The following is a 22,218-nucleotide window of genomic DNA, read 5'->3' as shown; positions in this document are numbered from 1 at the left end:
CATCCACTTAGTGAACAGCCCGCCCGGCGGACCGCCGGGCCCTCCTGACCACGGAGGTTCGGCACGATGAAGGCTCTGGTATTCGAGGCCCCCGAGCGGGCTCTTCTCACCGACCGGGAGATACCCGATCCGGCTCCAGGCGAGGCCCTGATCCGCGTCGCCTACAACTCCGTCTGCGGCAGCGACCTCTCCTTCTACAAGGGTGTCTGGCACGGCTTCACCTACCCCGTCGTCCCGGGGCACGAGTGGAGTGGCACCGTCGTCGATGTGAACGGTCCGCAGGGTGCCGAACTGATCGGCACCAACGTGGTGGGCGACCTCACGTGCTCCTGTGGCACTTGTGCGCATTGCGAGGCCGGGAAGCCCACACTCTGCGAGGACCTCCAGGAGTTGGGGTTCACCCGGGACGGCGCCTGCGCGGAGTACATGACCATCCCGGTCGCCAACCTCAAGCGCCTGCCGGACAGCCTTCCGCTGCGTTCCGCCTGTCAAGCCGAGCCGCTGGCGGTTGCCCTCAATGCGGTGGACCGGCTGAATGTCACGGCCGGGGAGAAGGTGGCAGTCGTGGGTGCCGGCGGCATCGGACTACTGCTGGTCGAGGCCGTGCGGCTGCGCGGCGGCATCGTCACGGCGGTCGCCGAGCCGGTGCCGGAGCGCCGGGCCGCGGCGCTGGCCATGGGCGTTTCGGCAGTTGTGTCCGGTGAGCCGGGCGCCTTGATCGACCTGACCCGGAAGAATCCAGAGGCGGTGCCCGACATCGTCATGGAGGCGTCCGGCTACCCGGCCGCTGTACAAGAGGCCCTGGAGGCCGTCCGCCCAGGCGGACGGGTCGGTCTGGTCGGCTACCGCATCGAGGAAGCCGCTGTGATGGCCCCCCACCACATCGTGCTCAAGGTGCTCACCGTCCAGGCGTCCATGGGCCCCGGCACTCGGTTCGACGAGGCCATCGACGTCCTCGCGTCCGGCGCGGTCGATGTCGTCGCCCTGCTGAGTCACGAGTTCGCGCTCGACGACTACGCCAAGGCGCTCGACGTCGCGCTACGCCGCGCCGACGGCAACACCCGCTCCTACTTCAATCTTCAGGCCTGAACGCCAGCCCGCCGGAGCTGGGCGGGCGCCTCCGGCGCAATGACAGGGGAAACGCCCCGCACGGGCCATTCCTGGCGCACCGTCCGGCGGCTCCTCCCCTCCCGTTCACCAAGCGCAGATTCACGGCGTCACTTCAGGAAGGAAGGCCTATGGCTTCCCGGTTGGCAGTCAAAGGTGGCGAAGCGTTGCGCGAGCGCCCCTGGCCGGTCTGGCCGCAGCCCGCTCCCGGTGTCCCCGGCGCGGTGGCGGAGGTGTTCGGCTCCGGCCGATGGTCGATCAGCGGCCCCTACCGCGGTGCCGATTCCCGCGAGCAGCGCTTCGCCCGGGCATTCGCCGCCTACAACGGCGTACCCCACTGCGTTCCCGCAGCCAGCGGCACCGCGAGCCTGATACTCGCGCTGGAAGCGTGCGGTGTCGGTGCTGGGGACGAGGTCATCGTGCCCGGCCTGTCCTGGGTCGCGTCCGGTTCCACGATTCTGGGCGTCAACGCCGTACCCATCTTTTGCGACGTCGATCCCGACACGCTGTGCCTCGACCCCGAAGCGGTCGAGGCACACATCACCGAACGCACCCGGGCCATCGTCGTGGTCCACCTCTACTCCGCCGTCGCCGACATGGACGCGCTGAAACGGATAGCCCAGCGTTACGGATTGCCCCTCATCGAGGACTGCGCCCAGGCCCACGGCGCGACATACCGAGGCGTCAAAGTGGGTGCGCTGGCCACCGCCGGCACGTTCAGCATGCAGCACGCAAAGGTCCTCACCAGCGGCGAGGGCGGTGCGGTGATCACCCATGACAGGGAGTTCGCCCGCCGTGTCGAGCATCTGCGGGCCGATGGGCGCTGCCTTTCCGCCACCCCTCCCGCGCCCGGGGCGATGGAACTCGTCGAGACCGGCGAACTGATGGGCAACAACCGATGTCTCTCAGAATTCCAGGCTGCCATCCTCGTCGAGCAGCTCACCGTACTCGACGAACAGAACGAGCGGCGTCGCGTGAACGCTGCACTGCTCGACAGTCAACTCGGCGAACTGGGCCTGCGTCCACAGGCCTCGTCCAAGGGCACGACCTTGCGTACATACTACACGTACGCGGTCCGCCTCCCCGAAGGCGTGCTGGAGGACGTCCCCATCGCCGACGTGACCGGCGCGCTCACCGCCGAGCTGCGCTTGTCCGTCGTGCCGAGCTACACCCCGATCCCGGCCAACAAGCTGTACGCGCCGCACACGCGCAGGCGCTACACGCTCGGCCAGGCCCACGAGAAACGAATCGATCCAAAGCGATTCACACTGCCTGTGTGCGAGGAGGCCGCCCGGCGGACCGTGACCCTGCCCCATTCCGCCCTGCTCGGCGACGCCGACGACATGGCTGACATCGCCGCGGCCTTCGCGAAGGTTCTGCGGCACAGCGCCGAACTGGCGCAATGACCACGGCGCCAGGCCGCGCCCCAGCCACGACAACCGCCGGAGGATCGGGAAAGCGTATGCAGTTCAACGTTATAGCGATGGAAAATGCATCGTTCCCCTACCGACTCGGAACCGACTGCGCCGAGGACATCGTCGCAAGGCTGGCTGCACTCGCCGCCAGCAGTTACATCGTGGTGGCGGACACGACGGTGGCCGCGCTCTACGGCCTCGACCTGACCGCCCGCATCGACAAGGAGGCCGGACCGGCCCACCTGCTCACCCACCAGGTGGGCGAACCGCACAAAGGGCTGGCCACCGTCGATGCACTCGCCGAACAGGCGCTGGAGCACGGCGCCGATCGCCGCACCGTCGTCGTCGCGCTTGGTGGTGGCGTGACCGGCAACATCGCTGGCCTCATGGCATCGTTGCTCTTCCGCGGCGTCCACCTCGTTCATGTGCCCACCACCGTGGTCGCCATGCTCGACTCGGTCCTGTCGCTGAAGCAGGCGGTCAACACCACCTTCGGCAAGAACCTGGTGGGTACCTTCTACCAGCCCGTCGAGGTACTCGCGGACACGGCGATGCTGCGCACACTGCCGGCCCGGGAAATCCGTTCCGGGACGGGTGAGGTGATCAAAAACGCTCTCGCCATCCGGCCCACCATGCTCGACGAGCTCGGGCGCTTGCTGCGCGCCGACGCACGCTACGACGACGAGACCCTGTGCTGGTTCATCGCCGAGAGCTTGGTGGCCAAGGCCGACGTCACCTGGGATGACAAGCACGAGCGCCGCTCCGGGCTTGTACTGGAGTATGGCCACACCGCGGGGCACGCCATAGAACATGCTTCGCGCGGCGCGGTTGCGCACGGCGCGGGCGTTGCCGTCGGCATGACAATCGCCGCCGAGGTCTCCCGCCGCCTGGGCCACGCCGACGCCGAGCTCGTCGCTCTGCACCGCGAACTGGTCGCCGCATGTGGCGTAGAGCCTGTGGTGCCTGCCCACGTCGACACCGCGCTCGTGAAGAACTGGCTCGCGTACGACAACAAGCGCGGCTACCTCGACAGTCCGTCCGGGCACACCCCGATGGTGCTGTTGTCGGCGCCCGGCGAAGTGCTGCGCACAGGCTCGCTGCCGCTCGTTTCCGTCCCGCTGGCGCTGCTGGAGGAAGTCGTCGACAGAACGGCTGCGCGGGGCGCAGGTACCGCCCCACTGCCGTAGCCGGCTACCGCATCGCTCACCGCTCTTGCCGACGGCCGTCCAAACCGTGGAGTTCTCCGTGCGTGTGCTGCGACTCACCCCCTTCTTCCACCATGACTGCGTCACTGACTGGCCTGTGGAATTCGACGCCGTCGGCGGTATGCAGGTGCAGATCCTCCGTCTGTCGCGGGAGCTGGCCGACCGCGGTGTGGAACAGCACGTTATGACCGTGGGTTTCCCCGGGCTGCCGCGCCTACGTGTTGACCGGCCCGGGCTCACCGTCCGGGTGACCCGGGCTCCCCTCCCTCGGCTGCGCTCGGAGCTGACCGGCCTCGTCGGGCTGAACCAGGCGTGGCTGGCCGCGGTGTTGGCCGCGTGCCTGCCGCTGCGCCGCAGATGGCGACCGGACCTGGTACACGTCCACGCCGACGGGCAACTGTCGGCGCTGCTCGTCGGGCCCCTCGTGTCGCGCATCGTGGGCGCACCCTACTGCATCACGCTGCACTGTTCGCGCCTGGCCGTGTATGAGCCCATGTCCCGCTTCGACCGGATGCAGCACCGCCTGGTGCACGCCGCCGAGCGGTACGCCCTACGGCACGCCCGCCGGGTGTCGACGCTCACCGCGCGCACGGCCGACGAGGTGGCGCGGCTGCTGCCTCTCGACCGTGCTCAGGTGGACGTGCTGCCCGACTCGGTCGGGGACGTACGGCCTGTGCCGGTCGAGGAGGCCGAGGAGTACGTGCGCTCGCTCGGCGTACCGGCGAGCGTGCCCGTGGTGGGCTGGGTTGGCCGGGTCGCGCATGAGAAGGGGTGGCGGGACTTCGTGGCCATGGCGGGGCAGTGGGACGCGGTGTCGGGGGCGCCGGGAGCGGTGTTCCTCGTAGTGGGTGACGGGCCCCAGGGAAAGCGGATGCGCGACGCCGTTGCGGCTGCCGGGCTGGCGGACCGGTTCGTGTTCACCGGCTTCCTCCCGCACGACGCCGTGCCGTCTGTGATGACTGCTCTTGATGCGCTGGTCATGCCGTCGGCCCACGAGGAACTCGGCGGCAGCGCCCTGGAGGCCATGGTGTGCGGGACGCCGGTAGCGGGCTATGCCGTCGGCGGGCTGCGCGACACAGTCGGCGGGGTTACCCCATCGCTGCTGGTGCCGCGAGGCGACGTGGCGGCACTGGCCCGTGCGGCCGGTGCCGCGCTCGCCGACGCGCCCCGGCACCGAAAGGCGGTCGACGCGGCGCTTCCGGGGCTGCTGACTGTGTATGGCGCCCACACCGTCGACCGGGCGCTGGAGCATTACCGGAGGGCGCTCGGCGACGGCTCTAAGGGTGATGCCGGGTGGACGCCATGACGTCGTTGCGGCGTTGCGCCCCCTACCTTCGCGCGCACCCCTGGCTGATGGCCGGGGCGTGCGGTGCGGCGTTCGGGTCGATGCTCGCGGGCTTGGCCATGCCGCTGGTGCTCCAGCGGCTGGTGGACGGTCCCGTGGAGGAGGGCGACTTCGCCGCACTGCCGTGGTTCATCGGAGGGATCGCGCTACTCGGAGTGTTCGAGGCAGTCCTCCTGGGGGCACGCCGACTGCTCGTGGTCAGGCCCGCGACCCGCCTCGAGACGGCGATGCGGGCGGATGTGTCGGCGCACATCCAGCGGCTCCCGCTGTCGTTTCATGCCCGCTGGCAGTCGGGACAGTTGTTGTCGAGAACCGTGTCGGACGTGACGGAGATCGGGCGGTTCGTGGCCTTTTCCGCGATCTACCTGATCGTGAACGTCGCGGCCCTGGCCGTCGGCTTGATTGTGCTGGCCTGGCTTGCACCGGTCCTGGCACTGAGTGTGTTCGTGGCATACGTGCCGATGGTCGTGGCCACCACGGTGTTCGAGCAGAGGTTCCGGTTGGTGGCGCGCTCCGCGCAGGAAGTGAGCGGTGACCTGTCCACCATGGTGGAGGAGTCGGTACTCGGCGTGCGGGTGCTGAAGGTGTTCGGGCGCGGTCCGCAGACGGTGCGCCGATTCACCGAGCAGGTGCACCGGTTGCGCGGCTTGGAACTGCGCAAACTGTCGTACACGGCGGGGCTATGGTGGATCATCACAGCGCTGCCCGACCTGGCCATCGTGGCCATGATCGGCTATGGCGGCCACAGCGTCGCCACCGGCACACTGACGCTGGGCACGCTGATGGCGGCGGTGACGGTGGCCACGTACCTCCGCTGGCCCGCCGACACGCTGGGCTGGCTGACCGCAGATGCCTCCACGGCTGCCGCTGCGGCCGATCGATACTGGCAGGTCCGGGACGAGCCGGTAACGGTGACCGATCCCGAGCAGCCGCGGCTCCTGCCGTCGCCACTGCGTGGCGAGATCCGCTTAGAGGACGTGCACTACGCACACCCTGGCGGGCGCGTCGCGGCGCTGCGGGGGGTGGCCTTGACGATCAGGGCCGGCACCACTGTGGCTGTGGTCGGGGCGACGGGTTCCGGCAAGAGCACCATGCTGTCGCTGCTGTCCCGGTTGGGCGACCCGACGTCGGGCCGTATCACCCTGGACGGTGTCGACCTGCGGGAGTTGGCGCTGGCGGATCTGCGGTCGGTGGTGTGCAGCGCCTTCGACGACCCGGTGTTGTTCTCCGGGACGGTGCGGGACAACGTCACGCTGGGCGTGCGGGGCGTCGACCGCGACCGGGGCGTCGGCGGGGCGCGCGAGAAGGCCGGTGAGGGAGCGGACGGCGACGCGGCCGTCTGGGAGGCGCTGCGGACGGTGCGGGCCGACGGGTTTGTCTGTGCGCTGCCGGAGCGGCTGTCGACAGTGATCGGCGAGGAAGGTCTCGGCCTCTCCGGCGGTCAGCGGCAGCGCCTCGCTCTGGCCAGGGCGATCCTGCCCCGACCTTCGGTACTCGTGCTGGACGACGCACTGTCGGCGCTGGACGTGCGGACCGAGCGCGAGGTGGAGGCCGCCCTGCGTGGACGTCTCAGCCGGGTCACCACGGTGGTGGCCGCGCACCGTCCGGGCACCCTGCGGCTCGCCGACCAGGTGGTCTTCCTCTCAGGCGGGCGCGTGGCCGCGACGGGCAAGCACGATGAGCTGATGACCCGTGAGCCGGAGTACCGGTTGCTGGTTCAGCCGTCCCTGCCTGCCCGGGCCAGGGCGCGGGGAGCGGACTGTACGGCCGGATCCGCGGGCGAGATCGCAGGAAAGATGCACACGTTATGAGCGGCCGCGATGACGGGCGGTCACGGGCCCGAAGGAACGCCCTGCTACGCATCCTGTTGTGGCCCAAGCGGCGGAGGCTTGCCGCTGCCACAGCACTCGCCCTGGTGGAGAACCTGTGTGGGCTGGTCTCGCCCTTGCTGATCGCCGCCGCCATCGACCGCGGCGTGCCCTCGGCGACCGATGGGCGGTGGATCCCTCTACTCGGCTTCACGTCCGCCGCGCTGGCGGCCGGGCTGACTACGGCCACCGTCAAGTACTGCTTCCTGCGCTACTCGGGCAGCATCGCCCAGGACCTGCTGTTCGAATTGCGGCACCGGGCCTTCGCCCACGTCATGGGCCAGCCGTTGGCGTTCCACGAGTCGTACCCGTCGGGCCGGGTGGTCGCCCGGCTCTCCAGCGACGTGGAGTCGGTCGAAGAGATGCTGGAGATGGGCCTGGACGGGCTGTTCTCGGCACTCTTCTCCATGGTCGGCATCCTCACGGTGATGCTCTGGCTGGACCAGCCGATGGCCGCGGTCGTGGTCGCGCTGTTCGTCCCGCTGTACGCGCTGACGAGGTGGTTCCGCCACCGGTCCCGGCAGGCTTACCGCCGCACCAGGACGGCCGTCGAGGGCCTGGTCCAGCACACCATGGAGGCGTACAACGGCATCCGGGCGGTACAGGCGTTCCGCCGTGAGGAAACCAACGCGCAGCGGCTGCGCGAGATAGACACGTCCTACGCCGCGGCGCGCGCGGAGGCCGGCCGGGTCAGCGCAGCCTTCAGTGGCGGAGTGAAGCTCATCGGCAACCTGTCGCTGCTCGGGCTGCTGACGCTGGGCGTGTACCGCATCGACCAGGGCCGACTGGAACTCGGCACACTCACGGCGTTCCTGCTCTACGTGCATCGGCTGTACGACCCGATCGACGAACTCGCGAGCTTCGCCAACGCGTTCTCGGCAGCGTCGGCGGGTTTGGAGAAGATCGGGACGCTGTTCGTGCGTCACCCGGCGGTCGCCGAGCCGGAACACCCCGTGGCGCTTCCGCCCGCGGGCAGTGGAAGGGCGGAGATGGGTGCCGTGCGGTTCGAAGGCGTGCACTTCCGCTACGGCGAGCAGGGTCCGCCAGTACTGTCCGGTATCGACCTGGCACTCGAACCGGGCCAAACGGTGGCGCTCGTGGGTACCACCGGCGCCGGCAAGTCCACCATCGCCAAACTGCTGGCGAGGCTGTACGACCCCACGGCAGGCCGGGTCACGCTGGACGGTGTCGACCTACGCGACCTGTCCGACGCCGAACTGCGCGGCGCCATCTCGATGATCACCCAGGAGTCGTTCTTCTTCTCCGGTTCGGTGGCACAGAACATCGCCCTTGGCCGCGCGGATGCCTCGCGCGCCGAGATCCTGTCTGCGGCTGCGGCAGTGGGCGCACATGGGTTCATCAGCGCCCTGCCTGACGGCTACGACACGGACGTGCACAAACGTGGCACGGGTCTCTCAGCCGGTCAGCGGCAGCTCATAGCGGTGGCGCGGGTGATGCTGATCTCGCCGCGCGTGGTGATCCTCGACGAGGCGACATCCAGCATGGACACGCCCTCGGAGAGGGCAGTGCACGACGCGCTGACCCAGGTCCTCGCAGGCCGCACGGCCGTGATCATCGCGCATCGGCTCTCCACGGTCGCCATCGCCGACCGCGTCCTGGTCATCGAGGACGGGGCGGTGATGGAAGACGGTCCTCCGGAGGATCTGAAGGGAGCGGGTGGGCGGTTCGCCGGCATGCATCAGGGGTGGCTGGCCGCGACGTCCGCGTAATGCGCACCCTTCACCGTCTCCCTTCCACGCAACTCCCCTTCGACGAAAGGCACACGATGGAGCGCCTCAGGGGCACCCTGCCCACGGACACCAGGCACGCGTGGCACCCCGATCCGCTCGGGCCTGCGCACCGCGATGGGTGGGATTCCCAGGACGACGGCCGCGTCTGGGACGTCGTCGTCATCGGCAGCGGCGCCAGCGGGTCGGTGGCCGCCGACCGGCTCGTCCGGCAAGGGCTGGACGTTCTGATGATCGAGGAGGGCTTCCGGCTCTCCCCGGACCTCGGCAACCCCGAACTCGACGACATGTGCCGCACAGCGCTGGTCCGGGACGGCGACGGCGGCTGGTCCGACGAGGGCTGGCCGTGGACGACGTCCAACCTGGGCGGCGGAACGGTCTTCTACGGTGGCGCTTCCTGGCGCTATCGACCGTTCGACTTCGACCCGAGCGAACTGATCGACGCCGGTGACCTGGATGTGCGCTGGCCATACGGGCTCGCTGAAATCGCCCCATACTACGACGTACTGGAACGTCGGCTCGGCGTGTGCGGGGGCGAGGGGAAGCAGAGCAGCCGTGGTGCGGCGCATCCGCCGACGGCGGCCGCGGAGGTGCTGTACGAAGCGGGCACGGAGCTGGGCTACGAGCCGTTCCCCACACCGCTGGCTATCAATCGCCACGCATACGACCGGCGATCGGCCTGCGCCCGGACTTCGCTTTGCGTGAGCCACCAGTGCTCAACCGGTGCAAAGGGCGACGCCGTGGCTGTCTTCCTGGCACCGATGGCTGGACATCCCAACTTCACGCTGCGGACCGGGGTAAGGGCACTGCGGCTTGACCAGGACAGCCGCGATGCGGTCACTGCCGTCACCTGCCTGGACCGGCTATCCCGTACCGCGCACCGGATCCGCGCCTGGTCGTTCGTCGTCGCCTGCAATGCGATTCAGACAGCCGCTCTACTGCTGCGGTCCCGCGGCGTACACGCCCCGGATGGCGTAGGCAACCACTCGGGTCTGGTGGGACGTGGTCTGACAATGAAGCTCAGCGAGTACGTCGCAGGCTACGTCGAGGCTCCGGCGGGGACGACGCTCGCGGACTGGCGCACGCACTCAGGGCCGTTCTCCACGATCGCCTTCCTGGACCACTACCTGGACACCGACTGCCCCACCGGGGTGGGAGGCCTGATCTACGAGTCGAAAAACGACATGCCCGAGCGCTTCCGGGACGACGTACTGGAATTGCGGATCGAGACGATCCTTGCCGACCACCCGAACCTGGACAACCGGGTGCGGCTTTCCCGCCACGTCGATGAGGATGGCGTACCCGCCGTCGTCATCGACTACACGCCGGACCCGCGTGACCTGCGCCGCCTCTCCTACATGACGGACCGTTGCGAGCAACTGCTGCGACAGGCGGGCGCGACCGGCATCCAGCACGAGGAGAGCGACTTCGCGCACGGCAGCTGCCATCTGCACGGCACGTGCAGGGCCGGGAGCGACCCCGCCACGTCCGTGGTGGACGGCTGGGGCCGGGTCCACTCCGCGCCCAATGTGTATGTGGTCGACGGCAGCTTCATGCCGTACCCCGGTGGTCTGAACCCCACCCTGACCATTCAGGCCCACGCATTGCGCAGCGCCAGGGCGGTGGCGGGCGATCTTACGACCCGGCACGCCGTACATGCCTGAGCCACCCGCCGCACAAACCCTTCTCACCCGAGCACCCTTCACACTCAGCGAGGAGTCAGGACCATGGCATCCGACATCATCTGGCCGCCGCCCGTACGGCAGATCCGCGCCTACCGCAACATCGTCGTCGACGGCGCCTGTAACATCCGGTGCTCCTACTGCGAGGTCAAGAAGACCCGGGTCGACCAGCCGGCCACAATCCGCTCCTTGGACCGGATTTTCGCCGAGTACGAGCCCGACACTGTGCTGTTCCGGGTGGAGTCCGACGGTGAGATCACCCTCTATCCCAAGATCGTCGATCATCTGCAGAAGCGCGCCGCCGAGGGCTACCGCGTCGAAGTGCTGAGCAACGGCACCAAGCTACCGAGGGCCTTGGAGGGCCGACCGGACCTGCTGTGGGTCTTCTCGGTCGACGGGCACACCGAGGCGATGAATGCCAAGCGCGGCCTGAAGCAGGAGCAGGTCGACCGTATCCTCAACGCCGCCGTCGAATTGAACGCGGAGCTCCAGACTGTCTATTGGGGCCAGTCGGTAAAGGAGGTCAACGCCTACATTGACCTGCTCAAGTCCCGCGACTATCAGGGCCTGCTGCACTTCATGCCGCTGCTGGCCTTCAAGGGGCAGCCGCTGACGGTAAACCTACGCTACGAGGACCTACACCCGGCCGACTTCCTCGCACCGCCAGAGTACTTCCGCCGATGGAACCACATCTACGAGACCGGCAAGCGGGACGCGGTCTGCGACCAGATCACCAACGGCTACAACTACCAGGTGTCCGGGGACGAGATCCGGATGGTCAAGTGCGACTGCTACTCGGTGCCCAAGCACACGGTGCACGGGTTCGGGCCGATCCGTGAGTTCGACAACTGGCCGTGTGGTACGTGCATCGCCAACCAGGAGTTCAACAACTCACGCGAGCGGATGCGCGTACCACAGGGGCGCATCCCGCTGCCGCTCGTATGACCGCTGCCCAGCGGTTCGTGCTGGTCCGGCACGCGGAGGCCGACGTCAACGTACTGCGGGACGAGGACGTCCTGCCGGGCATCGACCCACACGCCGGGCTGACACCGCTCGGTGAGCGGCAAGCCCGGGCACTCGCCCGCCACCTGCCCGGGGACCCGGCGGTGCGGACAACAGACCCCGGCGTGCGGATATTCAGCAGCCCGCAGCGGAGAGCGGCGCGCACGGCGCAGGTTCTGGGCGCGGCGCTGGGCATACCCGTGACGGCGGACGCCCGACTGGCCGAGCTGCGGGCGCCGGAGATCTTCCCGCGGCCGATCACGCTCCGGGAGTGGGACGCGGTGCTGGAGGAACGGCTGTGCTTGCCGACGACCGAGGTATTCGGCGTGGAGAGCTGGACAGCGCAGCGTCGGCGTGTGCGGGAGTTCCTGGACGAGCGCTGCCCGGCGGGCCACGGCGGCGGACCGTGGGTGCTCGTGTCGCACTCCGAGACGATGCAGGCCCTCCTCTTCGAACTGATGGGACTCGACGACGACCTGCTCCACCACACTCGCTTCAAGATCAGCAATACCGGTGTGTTCATCGTGGACAGAATGGAGGACGGATGCGCTTTCTTGGTGGTGGCGAACAGCAAAACGCACCTTGCCAGGACCGCCTGACCCGCATGCTCGTCCTGAAGTGCCTCAGTGACGAGACCGGCGACGACGCCGGTGACATCGTCACCCAGGGGTTCGTGGACGTCGACGACCGCGAGTTCGTCAACATCGTCAACCGGCTGGAGGGCTATTTCGACTGCACGCTCTCCCTCCGGTCGGAGCCCGGCCGGCGGTTCGTGGTGCGGGACCTCGTGGCGCGGGTGACGGCGGCGATCACACGGTGCTCACCGGAGGCGGACCATGTCTGAGGTTCCGAGCCGACGAGCGGCGAGAGCCCTGTTCGAGATCTACGACGAGGGCTTCGACTCCCTGTCGTGGGGTGGGGTGGAGACAGCCCTGTGGCACCTTGGGCGTGCGCTGCGCGAGGCCGACGTCGACGCGGAGTTCTACCGCGAGTCGGGGGAAGCCGACCTGGACGCGCTCTCGGCGCGCGTAGAGCGGGACCGAGTCGACGCGGTGTTCCCCCTGGTGGAGAGCGCACTGTTCGGGGGCGACGCATGGCGGCGGCTGCCGGGGCTGCACTCCCGGACGGTACGGATCTGGCACGACGTCAGTCGGCTGTCGGTGGACCTGTCCACGCCGCGGCCGTGTCCGGTGCACGCCTCCGAACCGGCCGCGTCGGGCGCGACCACGGAGGACTCGTGCCCTGCGCGGGGCACGCACCCGGACGGTCCGATGCGCGAGGTGTTCCTTCGGGATCTGCCTTGGACCTGGTGCTTCCGGCGCCGGTCGGTCATCCCTTGGGCTGCCGACCACGTTCCGGCGAGGGAGCTGCACGACCCATCCGGGCCGGTGGTGCTCCAGCTCGGCAAGATCGACACGCCCGACGCAGAGCGTTGCCTGCGTCGACTGATCGGCGCCGGTGTGCCGCTGCGGGTCATCTTCGCCACCTGGTCGCGGCGGGGCCGCGAGGCCAGGGAACTGGTGCACGCGCAGCGAGAGGCGGGCCAGAAGATCGAGATGTTCGACACGTATGACATCCGCACAGACTGGGAGAAGGTCTTCGGCGGCGCCGCACTGTTCCTGCTGCCGTCGGTGTTCCACGAAACGTTCAACTTCGCGGCGGCCGAGGCCGTCCAACTCGGCGTGCCGGTGGCCACGCTGGGCGAGGGGGGCAACCTGCCCCAGTTCGCGTCGCTGCGCGCCCCCACCCTGGACACGCTGCTGGACCGGGTGCTGGCGGACAACCGGACGCTGGCGCCCCAGCCGCGGCTGACAACGGGCTGGCGGGACGTGGCTGCCCGGTACGCCGAGGTCATCCAGGAGGGACGGTCTGATGGGTGAGCCCGTATGGGAGGCGACCGAAGAGCCGGGCCGGGGCCTGGCAGCGCGGCTGCGGGAAGGGCGCACACTACTGGTCTCGCCGCACCCGGACGACGTGGCGTACTCGTGTGGCGGGCTGCTGGCCACGGTGGGCCGGCCGGCGCATGCCACGCTGATGACGGTGTTCACCCGGTCCGCGTGGGCGCTACCGAAGCGGCTGCGGCGTGCAGGGACGCGCATCATCAGCGCCCAGCGTCGAGAAGAGGAGCTGCGTTACTGCAGGCTGCGCGGCCTGGCGGACTATCAGCCGCTGGGGTTCGACGACGCGAGCCTGCGCGGCTACGACGATGAGGCGGAGATCTCGTCGCCGGCCGACACGGACAACCTGCGCGGGGCGGTGGAGGATGCTGTGGCGACCGCGGTCCGTGCGTCGGGTGCCGACACGGTATTGGCCCCGGCAGCCGTGGGCAACCACATCGACCACCTGCTGGTGCACGGTGCGGTGCGCGGTGCGGTCCGGGAGGGCACTCTGGTGCTGTTCTACGAGGACCTGCCCTACGCAGGTCAGCACGAGCTGGCGGACGTCGAGCGCACACTGCGGAACGACCGCGGGCTGTTGCCCTACACCGACATCGACATCTCCCAGGTGGTGGAGCAGAAGGTCCGCGGCATGCACGTGTACAGCAGCCAGACCGACGACGAGTGTGTGCGAGAGACGTTGCGGCACGCCCGTCGCACTGCAGCGGCTTCCCGGACCCATGTGGAGCCGGCTGGTCCTGTCGTCACGGCCGCCACGCCCCAGGCCGAGCGGGTGTGGACCGTGGCCAGTACGGCGGAGGGGCGGTGAACGGGCACGGCGGGTCACGTGTCCCGGGCCTTCGGCGTTTCGGTGGAGCCGAGCTCGGGCCTGGCAGTCCCCTGAGCCGGGGCTCAGCCCAGCCCGACTACGTAGTTTGCCTGCGCGGCGAGTTCGGCCTCGATGCGGTCGGCTGCGGCACCGCTGACGACGGGACAGCGCCGCAGCCACGTCTTGATGTTCCAGTACAGGGCCTCGCCGCACAGCCGCAGCCCCGCGTCGAACGCGCGGGTGTCGCCCATGACGGTGCCCACTGCCTCGCGCAGGAGGTCCCGAGCGGGGCCATCAAGCCGGTTCTCGACCGTGAAGGAGGCGATCTCGCTCTCCAGGCAGCCGCCGCCGCCCCAGATCCAGTCGAGTCCGAACCGCCGCAACGCGGGTGCAGCTCCGGCATCTTCGGTGCCGGTGAGCTGCCAGTGCCAAAATCCGTGCCCATAGGGAAGCGGAGTGCGGAACAGGACGCCGTCGGTCCCTCCGAGCAGTGCCCGGTTTGGCACGTGGCGGGTAAGCCAGGTGTCATCCACGGCCAGAGAGCGGCGCATCCGGTCGCGCAGCTGCCGCAGCGCGTGGCCGAGTCTTTCCCGCGGGTCGTAGACGGCGTCTGTACCAGGGCGGCCCATCTCGCCGAGGCTGCGCAGCGCATGCCAGGACCGGGCGACCGCGCCGAGCACGTGCCGCCGCTGGCGCTCCGTCAGACTGAGCAGGTTCTCCCGCAGCGGCTGCAGGCCGGTTTCATGAGGAGTGACCAGATAGCCGTCCACGAAGGTGAGGCCGGGCGGCAGCAGTTCAGACATGGCGCGCAGGGCGCGGTAGCAATGCAGGCCGTGCGGCCCGGTTCCGATGAACCGGAAGTGGTACGCCGCTGCCTGGTCCTGCCCGCGGATGTCACCATCGACGACCAGGCTGAATGGGCGCGTGCGGGGGTCGATGCGGCGGGCGCCGCCATCCTTGGCAGAGGCCGGAACAGTGCCGTACGTGGAAAGGAAGGGGCCCCGGAACGGTATGGAGCGGTGGACGCCGCCGGAGGCGAGGGGCACCCCTGCCGAACGGGCCCGGTCGGCCAGCCGGACGATGTCGCCCGCGTCGGCGTGCTGCCAGAGGCGGTCCGTGCCGTTGCGCACCACCGGGCGTTCGGCCAGCACCTTCACGACGGGTCCGTTCGGATCGTACAGCCGCCCCGGCGCCGCGAGGGTGATGTCCCGTACCGAGGGGAAACGTTCGGCAAGACAGTCGCGTACGGCTTTGGCGGTGACCCCGGTGTCCGGCTGATCGTCCACCAGGACGACGACCGTCCCGGACGGCAGCTCCGGCGGGAGCGCGGCCAACTCGGCCTCGGGGAGGATAATGCCGCCCTCGGCGCGCACAGGACGGACACTGTGCCACGGCCCCGCCGCACGACCGGCGTCCTCGGCAGCGGCCTGCCAAAAGGGCGCCAGGTACGAGCCTCCGGTGCGGACAGCCACGACGAGGACGGGCTCGTGCCCGGGTCGGGTCGTGAGCCAGTCGGCGGCCTGGGCCAGGGAGAGTTCGGGGTCGGCGAGGTCGTAGCCGTAGCATTCCGGGGTCTTCCAGTCGGCGGCGTGCCGCAGCAGGGCCGCGGTGCGCTCGCCCCGGCGTGCGGCGGCGGAGCGCCACACCACCTCGACGACGGCCGTGGCCCGGCCCAGCGCGCGCTTCACCACCGCGATCCGCTCGTCTGCCGCACGAGCCGGTGCGGCCGGGTCGGTAGCCATGTCGCGAGCGAGCACCGTGCACAGCTCGCGCAGCTCCTTTATCAAAGGGGCCAGACCGGCGGCGTCGACCGCTGGCGCGGCCGCGGTAGTGTCGGAGAGCAGCTGCTCGGCGAAGCACACGCAGGCGTGCAGGGCTGCCGTGCTCCCGTCCCGCCGGACCGTGTCCACGAAATCACGATGCAGAGCGGGCAGTGCCACGCCGGCTGTCATCACGTCCATTCCTCCCGAGTGCAGGTCACTGTTCGGGCGCTTTCACGCCTGGACTACCCCACACTCTGCGCCCGGTCGCCCTTATTTGCAACCATGTATTTGCGGTGAGGTGAAAGATGACGGAAAGCCCTTCCCTACTGGCCGAATTCCCCACATGTCCGCGCGACGCGAATGGTCGTCCGCGCAATTTCGTTTCAGCCTCCGGAGCCTATGTGGCTGATGAATCCGGTTTCCGGTGGATCGATTTCGACAACGCCCGCGGATCGACGCTTCTGGGGCACGGCGACCCCAGCATTGCCGACGCAGTGGCACGGGCGGCGACCGGTGTGGACGGTTCGGCCACCGGCTGGAGCCCTCTAGTCGATGTGGTGCTGGAGCAGCTACACGCACTGTGCGGCGGTGAGGTGGTAGGGCTGTTTCGGTCCGGTACGGCGGCGGTGCGGGCGGCGGTGCTGGCCGTGAGGGAGGCTACCGGCCGGCCGCTACTGCTGAGCTGCGGTTACCACGGCTATGACCCGATGTGGTACCCGTCCGGGACGCTGCTGGAGCCCAACGCGGACGGCGTGGTGGACTTCTTCTTCGACCTGGGGCTCCTCGAGGAACTTTTGGGCACCCCGGAGCGGGTCGCCGCGGTGGTCGTATCGCCCGACCACATGCACTTGTCGCCCGCCTGGTGCCGAGAAGTGCGGCGATTGTGCTCCCGGGCCGGGGTGATTGTGATCGCGGACGAGGTCAAGGTGGGCCTGCGCTACGCGCCCGGTCTGTCCACAGCGGAAATACTCGCCCCGGACGTCTGGGTGGTGGCCAAGGGCATGGCCAACGGCCACGCGTTGTCGGCGGCCGGTGGACCGCGCGCGCTGCTCAGTCCGCTGAAGGAAGTTTCGTTCACCTCCTTCTTCGAGCCGACGATCCTGGCCGCGGCGGCCGTCGCCCTCCGCCGGGTAGCCACCGGCGAGCCGCAGCAGGCCGTGCGTGAAGCCGGCGAGCGGTTCCTGCGCCATGCGCGCAAGGCGCTCACGGACGCGTCGCTGCCCGTCGAGATCGCCGGTGACGGCACCTTCTTCCAGTTCGTCCCCGCCTCCGAGGAGTTGGAGGACGACTTCTATCGGGCCGCCAACGCAGAAGGCCTGCTGTTCTACGAAAGAGACAACCAGGCCGTCTCCGCCGCCTTCGATGACGCCGTGGTGACGGACGCCGAGCAGCGGTTCACGCGGGTGTGCGACCGGCTCACACAGCACGCCGGATCAGGGCCGGTCAGTGACGCGGCCCGCTACCGAGCCGCGTGGAACGTGATGGACGGCCTGCGTGAGACCGAGCGTGACCGGGAAGCGACCGAGAGATGGCTGGCGCGGCTGCTGGACGACTGACGTCGCGGCCCGATTCCACCGCAGGACCGAAAAGGAAGCGAGGCATCCCCAATGTGGTCTGAGATTTCCGAGAAGAAACCTGATGACACCCTTGAGGAAAGATACGGTGCCAAATGCGCCCGGCTGATGATGCTGCACCGTGACCCTGAATTCAGCGCGGTAGCCCTTCCTGTGTATCCATGTGACCTTGCCGACGCGCACGAGTACGTGGCGCGGGCGGGCTCGGAGGGCAAGTCCGTGAAAGAACACGTCGCGGGTTATTCCGCCTTCCTGAAGGGTCGGCGCCCCGGCCTCGCCGAACAGCTGCGCGAGGTGTGCGGCGACGCCCCCTGGATCGTCCGCAGCTCGGGTGTGGAGGACCAGGAGGACAACGTCAACGCAGGTGGCTACGAGAGCCTGGTGTGCCGCCGGGCCGAGGACCTGTACGCCGCAGTCGCAGCGGTCGTCTTCAGTGGGTACAGCGAGCACTCCATTGCGCAGCAGCGGCTGGCGGACCAGTCATACCGTCCGTCGCCCATCACCGCATTCGTCCAGCCCCTCGTCGAGACGACCGGTCGGGCGGCGAACCCGCCTGTCGCCGTGTCGGAGACACCGCTGCTCGCGGAGGACGACATCACCGGCCTGGTCGGCCTGCTCACGCACCTTCACCATCGATTCGGCATGCCAAGGGTGGACTCGGAGTGGGTGCTGGAGACAGACGCCGGCACGGTGTCCATCACAGCCCTTACGGAACTCGCCACGGACGGGCGGCTCGTAGGCCAGCTGACTCTGGGATTCGGCTTCGCCTCGGCGCAGCGCCTGGGCGCCGGCGATAACAGCCTGGCCTGGCTGACCGGCCGGATCGGTGCGACGCTGTGGCATGGAGCCTTGCTGCGACAAGTGGCTACGATGCGGACCAGGCTGGTCCAAGTACGGTCGGCCGCCGCGTTCGACCCAGAGCCATTGCTGGACGTTCTTACAGACGCCTGCCGGGACAGATGGCGAGACGCTTGTGTGGCCGCGCCTGTTGACATCCTCGTGTCGCCGCGCCGCGTGGTCGCCTCCTCGTTCCTCACGTCGGTGCGGTTGGAGGACGCCTGGAGCCGCTATCTGCGCCTCGACCCCGAGCAGCGAGCACGGCTTGGCCACGTGCTGGTGGAGCGCGGCAGCCCCGCCGAGCACGCGGCGGTGATGTTCCGTCAGGAGGGCGTGGCCGTGTTGCGGGGCCGCCCGGAGGACATCCCGGAAACAGCGTCGTACGTCCTGGCCGATCCATGGACGCAGGAGTGCTACTTCGGCGTCGGCCGGCCGCCTGCGGTGGAGACCTGCAGGCGGCGCATGTCAGCCATGCCGCAAGGCTGCCAGCTGCTGTTCGTGCCCGCCCATGGCGCGGAGGCAGTCGCCGCAGCAGGCCGCGACGGGCATCCACTGGGACCCGCACTGATGCCCGGTGTCACGCACCTATACGAGTTGCCCCACCTGCCCCCGCCAGTGCGAGACACGATTCTGCTGAACAGCTTCCTCCCGGCGCCGGACACGTTCGTCAGGAGAGGCGCAGAGGTGTCGTCACCCGCATTCGTGGCGCGCGCGGCAGAGGCTCTGCTCGCCGGAGGCCTGTCGATGGCGCGGGCGGCGGACCTGTTGCCGGAGGCAGCGCTGGAGTATGTGCGCGGGCTGGCCGCGACACGGGCATCGGATGCCCAAGGCGTTGCTGCGGTGCTGCCGCGCTGCGCCTCGGCGGCGCCCGAGAGGCTCGCGGCGGCTGTTGCGGGGACCCCCGACGTACGGCTGGCGGTGGCCCTGGCTCACCTGGAGACGTCGTCCACGGTGTCGGACGCGGCGCTGGAGAGCGTGGTTTCCACGGCGCTCGTCCTCGCAGGCGGCGTCCAGGGCGCGGCGGGTACGGAGGCTGCACTGGGCCTGTTGGCGGCAGCAGAGGCTCTGGCAGCGGCCATGCGCGCTCTGGACGTGTACACCACTCAGGAGCGCGACGTTGTCATCGCGCGCGTGGTGGCCGCGCTGCCGGTGGAGGACGCGGCCCGCACCGAGGCGCTGTGCCGGTTCGCAACGCGCTCATCGGCGCCGCCCGCGGAGATCTACCGGCTGCTCGACCTGGCTGCGCAAGATGAGGAGTTCGCCGCGCTGTACCTGGCGGTGGAACGTGGCCGGGTCGACTTGTCGGGCGCCGATGCGGGGGACGCAGTCCGTCGCGGCCGGGCTCTGAACGACACGTATCGGGCATACGAGAGCGCCGCTGCTTGGCGTGGCGGCGGCGACGCAGTGCTGCTGGACCTCACCCGCAACGATCTCATCGAGGCGTACGACAGCACTCTCAAGCGGCTGCTGCTGGAGCTGGTGGACCGCCCGGAGCCCGGACCGTACCGTGCCTACCTCGATGTGCTGGCTCAGTGGCTTGACCTGGTGAGGGAGTTCGGGCTGTCGCCGCGGGAGGAGCGTGCGGTCGCGGGCTTCGGCGTATGGATCGCGGGCTGGCGTGAGGCGGCCCTTCCCAGCGACTTCGCGCTGAAGGAGGACCAGACGTGGGAACGGCTGCTGGATATGGCTGCCGAGGGCGTGATGGTCGACAGCGAGAAGGGGCCGGGCAATCCGCACCAATTGCACAACGCCCTGCACCAGTGGTTGCTGGACAGGACCGCCCGCTACCCCGCAGAGCGGGCCCCAGCCGGAGTCCGGGAGTTGCAGCGCCTTTCGGACCGGTTCGGGCCGGGAGGCAATAAATTGTTGCGGTTCACGCGTGACGCGATCGAACTGGACGTCCCACTCGGCATTCACAAGGCGAGCCTGATGTTCCGCCCCGACCGGGTGGAGGGCGAGTGGACGGAGCCGCCGGATGTCACCCAAGCGGAGATTGGGCGGCTGACTGGTCTTGCTGTACTGCTGGATCGCTGCGGTACGTGGTTCCCCGAGCTGGTGTTCCGCTGGGAGCGGGTGCTGCTGGCGGGGACGTGGACGCTCCGCGTCGAGGCCCGTCCGTCGGCCGGGGCCGAGCAGTTCACGTTCGCTCAGATGTCGCTGGCGCTCGGTATCTTCCGGACGCTATTCGACGGCTCGTACGACTTCTCCTACGTGCCGACGCAGGATGTCGCGGACCTGGAGGGGGCGTTCCGCGAGCCGGAGTGGGCGGAGGCGTTCCGGGCGCTTGTCGCTTACCGACTCGTCTACGACGACACGGAGCTGTTCGAGACGCTGGAGACGCTGCCGCTGGGCACCGCGATCGGCACGTTGTGCACCGATGCGCGGATCCGCGCAGAGGTAATGGCCGCCTCCGTCGAAGGGCCGGAGGGCGCGCTGGGGCGGCTGGACGGAGCCTGGCGGCGGCTGGTCGGCACGGCGGACCCCGACGAGTGGATCGCGGGATACAACGCCGTCCAGCAGTTGGCGCTGCTGGTGGCCGCCCGGTTCCCGGAGGCGGCGGTGGCGGCGGTGGCCGCTGCGGCCCCTTCGGGCTGGGTGGACGTGCTGGCCGCAGCGGTGCTGCCCCGTGCAGACGTACGGGAGGAGATGGTGCAGGCATTCGAGAGCAGGTCCGGCGGCGACGGGCTGCTACTGCGCCGGGCGCCCTGGCTGGTGGTGTCGGAGGCGAACGCGGTGGACGTAGCCCGCAGGGTTGCGATGGAGCCCCGGTCGTATCGCCGCTGCAAGCAGTTCCTGGTGCATCGGTACGCAGATGTGCTGGAGAACGCCGGGCTGCTCGCTGGTCTCGTGGCCGAACTGGAGGTCGTGCCGTACGGGCACGACCCGCGGCAGGAAGTGCCGCTGTCGGCGGCTGTAGTGGCGGTCGGCGGGCGGCTGCGGTGCGACATCCGCACCAAACCGGGAGTCCGCGCTTCAGCGGTCTGAACCGTGCGATCGGCGCTGCGGACGAGGTCATCGCGGTGTTCGGTGAGGCATCGCAGGGCGGCGATGGCCTCATCCACCACGGCGGTGTTGAGTCGAGCAGCGGTGTACTCGGCGATCCCGGACGATGGAGCGTCGGCCAGCCTGGTCAGGATTGCGGTCATGCACCAGATCGTCAACCGGCTGCATGCGCTGCTGGCACAGCTCATTCCGCCGACCTGTCCCGCGGACTGACCGCCGACAGCACGGGCCGCTGCGCTGCGCAGTATCAGTCCACGGGCCGTGCTGGCCCGCACTATGCGCCAGGTCGCCGTGGAACTGCTCGGAAAGCTGCGCCGCCTCGACCGGCGCATCGCCGAGGCAACAGCAACACTGTCCGCGGCGGTCGCGTCCTCCAGCGCCACACTGACCGATCTGCACGGCATCGGCGACGTCACCGCCGCGAAGATCCTGGCCCGCTCCGGCACCGTCAACAGGTTCCGGTCGGAGTCCGCGGTCGCCTCGTACAGCGGCGTAGCACCGATAGAAGTGTCATCCGGTGACGTCCAACGCCATGGACCCTCACGCGCCGGCGACCGTCAGCTGAACTACACCCTGCGCGCTGTGGCCATGGCCCAGATCAAACGAGCGACCCCGGGCCGGGACTACGACCAGCGCAAACGGACCGCAGGCAAACCCACAGGGAAGCCACGCGCCGCCTGTCAGACGTCGTCTACCGCACCATGATCAAAGACGCGGGACCTCTCTCCTGCCAACGCCTTGACACAGAGAGGTGCCGTCAGATCCACAGGCCCGCATCCGGGAATCGCATCTCGCGAAGGCCAGTAAGATCGGTTTCATGCCTCGGCTACGCATGGCGTGGGCTGACATTCGAGGGGACGGCGGAGGAGTCCCGACCTTGACTAGGAGGTCTCGGCGGCAGTGGCGTTTTCTCCGCAGGTAGGGCTCGCTCCGTGTTGTTGTGGCCGCCAGCCGCGGGCGTCG

General features: G+C 69.2%; 17 protein-coding genes. 16 read left to right on the top strand and 1 reads right to left on the bottom strand.

From position 1 onward, the window contains the following. The first annotated feature begins 66 nt into the window (after positions 1-66). The 12 genes from ACN27C_RS20390 to ACN27C_RS20335 all read left to right on the top strand — a co-directional run bounded on the left by ACN27C_RS20390 (position 67) and on the right by ACN27C_RS20335 (position 14,078). Complete coding sequence (locus tag ACN27C_RS20390; protein ID WP_120569340.1) at positions 67-1,089, top strand: zinc-dependent alcohol dehydrogenase; 1,023 nt, start codon at positions 67-69, stop codon at positions 1,087-1,089. A gap of 149 nt (positions 1,090-1,238) precedes the next feature. Next, entirely contained in the window at positions 1,239-2,513 is a 1,275-nt protein-coding gene (locus ACN27C_RS20385; protein WP_422747420.1) for a DegT/DnrJ/EryC1/StrS family aminotransferase, read from the top strand. 56 nt (positions 2,514-2,569) lie between these two features. Beyond that, positions 2,570-3,709 carry a 2-deoxy-scyllo-inosose synthase gene (locus ACN27C_RS20380; RefSeq protein WP_162959081.1) on the top strand — a complete coding sequence of 380 codons (1,140 nt, stop codon included), beginning with the start codon at positions 2,570-2,572 and terminating at the stop codon, positions 3,707-3,709. Positions 3,710-3,767: 58 nt separating this feature from the next. Beyond that, entirely contained in the window at positions 3,768-5,033 is a 1,266-nt protein-coding gene (locus tag ACN27C_RS20375; protein ID WP_422747418.1) for a glycosyltransferase family 4 protein, read from the top strand. After that, positions 5,030-6,883 carry an ABC transporter ATP-binding protein gene (locus tag ACN27C_RS20370; RefSeq protein ID WP_422751658.1) on the top strand — a complete coding sequence of 618 codons (1,854 nt, stop codon included), beginning with the start codon at positions 5,030-5,032 and terminating at the stop codon, positions 6,881-6,883. Before ACN27C_RS20375 ends, ACN27C_RS20370 begins: the two co-directional genes overlap by 4 nt. After that, positions 6,880-8,670, top strand: a complete 1,791-nt coding sequence (locus tag ACN27C_RS20365; RefSeq protein WP_422747416.1) for an ABC transporter ATP-binding protein — start codon at positions 6,880-6,882, stop codon at positions 8,668-8,670. Before ACN27C_RS20370 ends, ACN27C_RS20365 begins: the two co-directional genes overlap by 4 nt. 56 nt (positions 8,671-8,726) lie before the next feature. Further along, on the top strand, positions 8,727-10,352 hold the full coding sequence (locus tag ACN27C_RS20360; protein WP_162959079.1) for a GMC oxidoreductase: 1,626 nt from the start codon (positions 8,727-8,729) through the stop codon (positions 10,350-10,352). A gap of 63 nt (positions 10,353-10,415) precedes the next feature. Further along, the gene (locus ACN27C_RS20355) at positions 10,416-11,315 is read left to right on the top strand and encodes a radical SAM protein (protein WP_421498271.1); all 900 of its coding nucleotides are present in this window, start codon (positions 10,416-10,418) and stop codon (positions 11,313-11,315) included. Further along, complete coding sequence (locus ACN27C_RS20350) at positions 11,312-11,971, top strand: histidine phosphatase family protein (RefSeq protein WP_120569333.1); 660 nt, start codon at positions 11,312-11,314, stop codon at positions 11,969-11,971. Before ACN27C_RS20355 ends, ACN27C_RS20350 begins: the two co-directional genes overlap by 4 nt. 5 nt (positions 11,972-11,976) lie before the next feature. Continuing rightward, positions 11,977-12,216, top strand: a complete 240-nt coding sequence (locus ACN27C_RS20345; RefSeq protein WP_120569332.1) for a DUF6137 domain-containing protein — start codon at positions 11,977-11,979, stop codon at positions 12,214-12,216. Positions 12,217-12,292: 76 nt separating this feature from the next. Then, on the top strand, positions 12,293-13,252 hold the full coding sequence (locus ACN27C_RS20340; RefSeq protein ID WP_162959078.1) for an N-acetyl-alpha-D-glucosaminyl L-malate synthase BshA: 960 nt from the start codon (positions 12,293-12,295) through the stop codon (positions 13,250-13,252). Beyond that, positions 13,245-14,078, top strand: a complete 834-nt coding sequence (locus tag ACN27C_RS20335; protein ID WP_422747413.1) for a PIG-L deacetylase family protein — start codon at positions 13,245-13,247, stop codon at positions 14,076-14,078. The genes ACN27C_RS20340 and ACN27C_RS20335 overlap by 8 nt, the downstream gene beginning before the upstream one ends. A gap of 83 nt (positions 14,079-14,161) precedes the next feature. Here the strand turns inward: ACN27C_RS20335 and ACN27C_RS20330 are convergent, their stop codons facing one another. Further along, a complete protein-coding gene (locus tag ACN27C_RS20330) occupies positions 14,162-16,039 on the bottom strand; it encodes a hypothetical protein (protein ID WP_422747411.1) in 1,878 nt (625 codons plus the stop codon). A gap of 107 nt (positions 16,040-16,146) precedes the next feature. Here ACN27C_RS20330 and ACN27C_RS20325 point away from each other — a divergent pair, with 107 nt between their 5' ends. From ACN27C_RS20325 to ACN27C_RS20310, 4 genes are all read left to right on the top strand, one after another. Further along, entirely contained in the window at positions 16,147-17,397 is a 1,251-nt protein-coding gene (locus ACN27C_RS20325; RefSeq protein ID WP_358177673.1) for an aminotransferase class III-fold pyridoxal phosphate-dependent enzyme, read from the top strand. A 51-nt stretch (positions 17,398-17,448) separates the two neighbouring features. Next, positions 17,449-21,237 (top strand): hypothetical protein, encoded by a 3,789-nt coding sequence (locus tag ACN27C_RS20320; protein ID WP_422747409.1) that lies wholly within the window; start codon positions 17,449-17,451, stop codon positions 21,235-21,237. 63 nt (positions 21,238-21,300) lie between these two features. Continuing rightward, positions 21,301-21,468: a hypothetical protein gene (locus ACN27C_RS20315; RefSeq protein ID WP_358177667.1), complete on the top strand. Its 168-nt coding sequence runs from the start codon at positions 21,301-21,303 to the stop codon at positions 21,466-21,468. 78 nt (positions 21,469-21,546) lie between these two features. Next, positions 21,547-21,960, top strand: coding sequence for an IS110 family transposase (locus ACN27C_RS20310; RefSeq protein ID WP_358177664.1), 414 nt, complete (start codon positions 21,547-21,549; stop codon positions 21,958-21,960). Positions 21,961-22,218: the final 258 nt, after the last annotated feature.

This window comes from Micromonospora sp. WMMD1219 (genome assembly GCF_049315215.1).
Lineage (GTDB): Bacteria > Actinomycetota > Actinomycetes > Mycobacteriales > Micromonosporaceae > Micromonospora > Micromonospora tulbaghiae.
The sequence above is the reverse complement of the archived record's forward strand: the minus strand, read 5'-3'. Positions and strand labels throughout refer to the sequence as shown.

Coding starts and splice junctions, on each gene's coding strand:
- ACN27C_RS20355 (WP_421498271.1), top strand. CDS start 10,416: ATGGCATCCGACATCATCTGGCCGCCGCCCGTACGGCAGATCCGCGCC.
- ACN27C_RS20315 (WP_358177667.1), top strand. CDS start 21,301: ATGGCCTCATCCACCACGGCGGTGTTGAGTCGAGCAGCGGTGTACTCG.
- ACN27C_RS20320 (WP_422747409.1), top strand. CDS start 17,449: ATGTGGTCTGAGATTTCCGAGAAGAAACCTGATGACACCCTTGAGGAA.
- ACN27C_RS20345 (WP_120569332.1), top strand. CDS start 11,977: ATGCTCGTCCTGAAGTGCCTCAGTGACGAGACCGGCGACGACGCCGGT.
- ACN27C_RS20380 (WP_162959081.1), top strand. CDS start 2,570: ATGCAGTTCAACGTTATAGCGATGGAAAATGCATCGTTCCCCTACCGA.
- ACN27C_RS20360 (WP_162959079.1), top strand. CDS start 8,727: ATGGAGCGCCTCAGGGGCACCCTGCCCACGGACACCAGGCACGCGTGG.
- ACN27C_RS20330 (WP_422747411.1), bottom strand. CDS start 16,039: ATGGACGTGATGACAGCCGGCGTGGCACTGCCCGCTCTGCATCGTGAT.
- ACN27C_RS20325 (WP_358177673.1), top strand. CDS start 16,147: ATGACGGAAAGCCCTTCCCTACTGGCCGAATTCCCCACATGTCCGCGC.
- ACN27C_RS20365 (WP_422747416.1), top strand. CDS start 6,880: ATGAGCGGCCGCGATGACGGGCGGTCACGGGCCCGAAGGAACGCCCTG.
- ACN27C_RS20335 (WP_422747413.1), top strand. CDS start 13,245: ATGGGTGAGCCCGTATGGGAGGCGACCGAAGAGCCGGGCCGGGGCCTG.
- ACN27C_RS20350 (WP_120569333.1), top strand. CDS start 11,312: ATGACCGCTGCCCAGCGGTTCGTGCTGGTCCGGCACGCGGAGGCCGAC.
- ACN27C_RS20390 (WP_120569340.1), top strand. CDS start 67: ATGAAGGCTCTGGTATTCGAGGCCCCCGAGCGGGCTCTTCTCACCGAC.
- ACN27C_RS20370 (WP_422751658.1), top strand. CDS start 5,030: ATGACGTCGTTGCGGCGTTGCGCCCCCTACCTTCGCGCGCACCCCTGG.
- ACN27C_RS20385 (WP_422747420.1), top strand. CDS start 1,239: ATGGCTTCCCGGTTGGCAGTCAAAGGTGGCGAAGCGTTGCGCGAGCGC.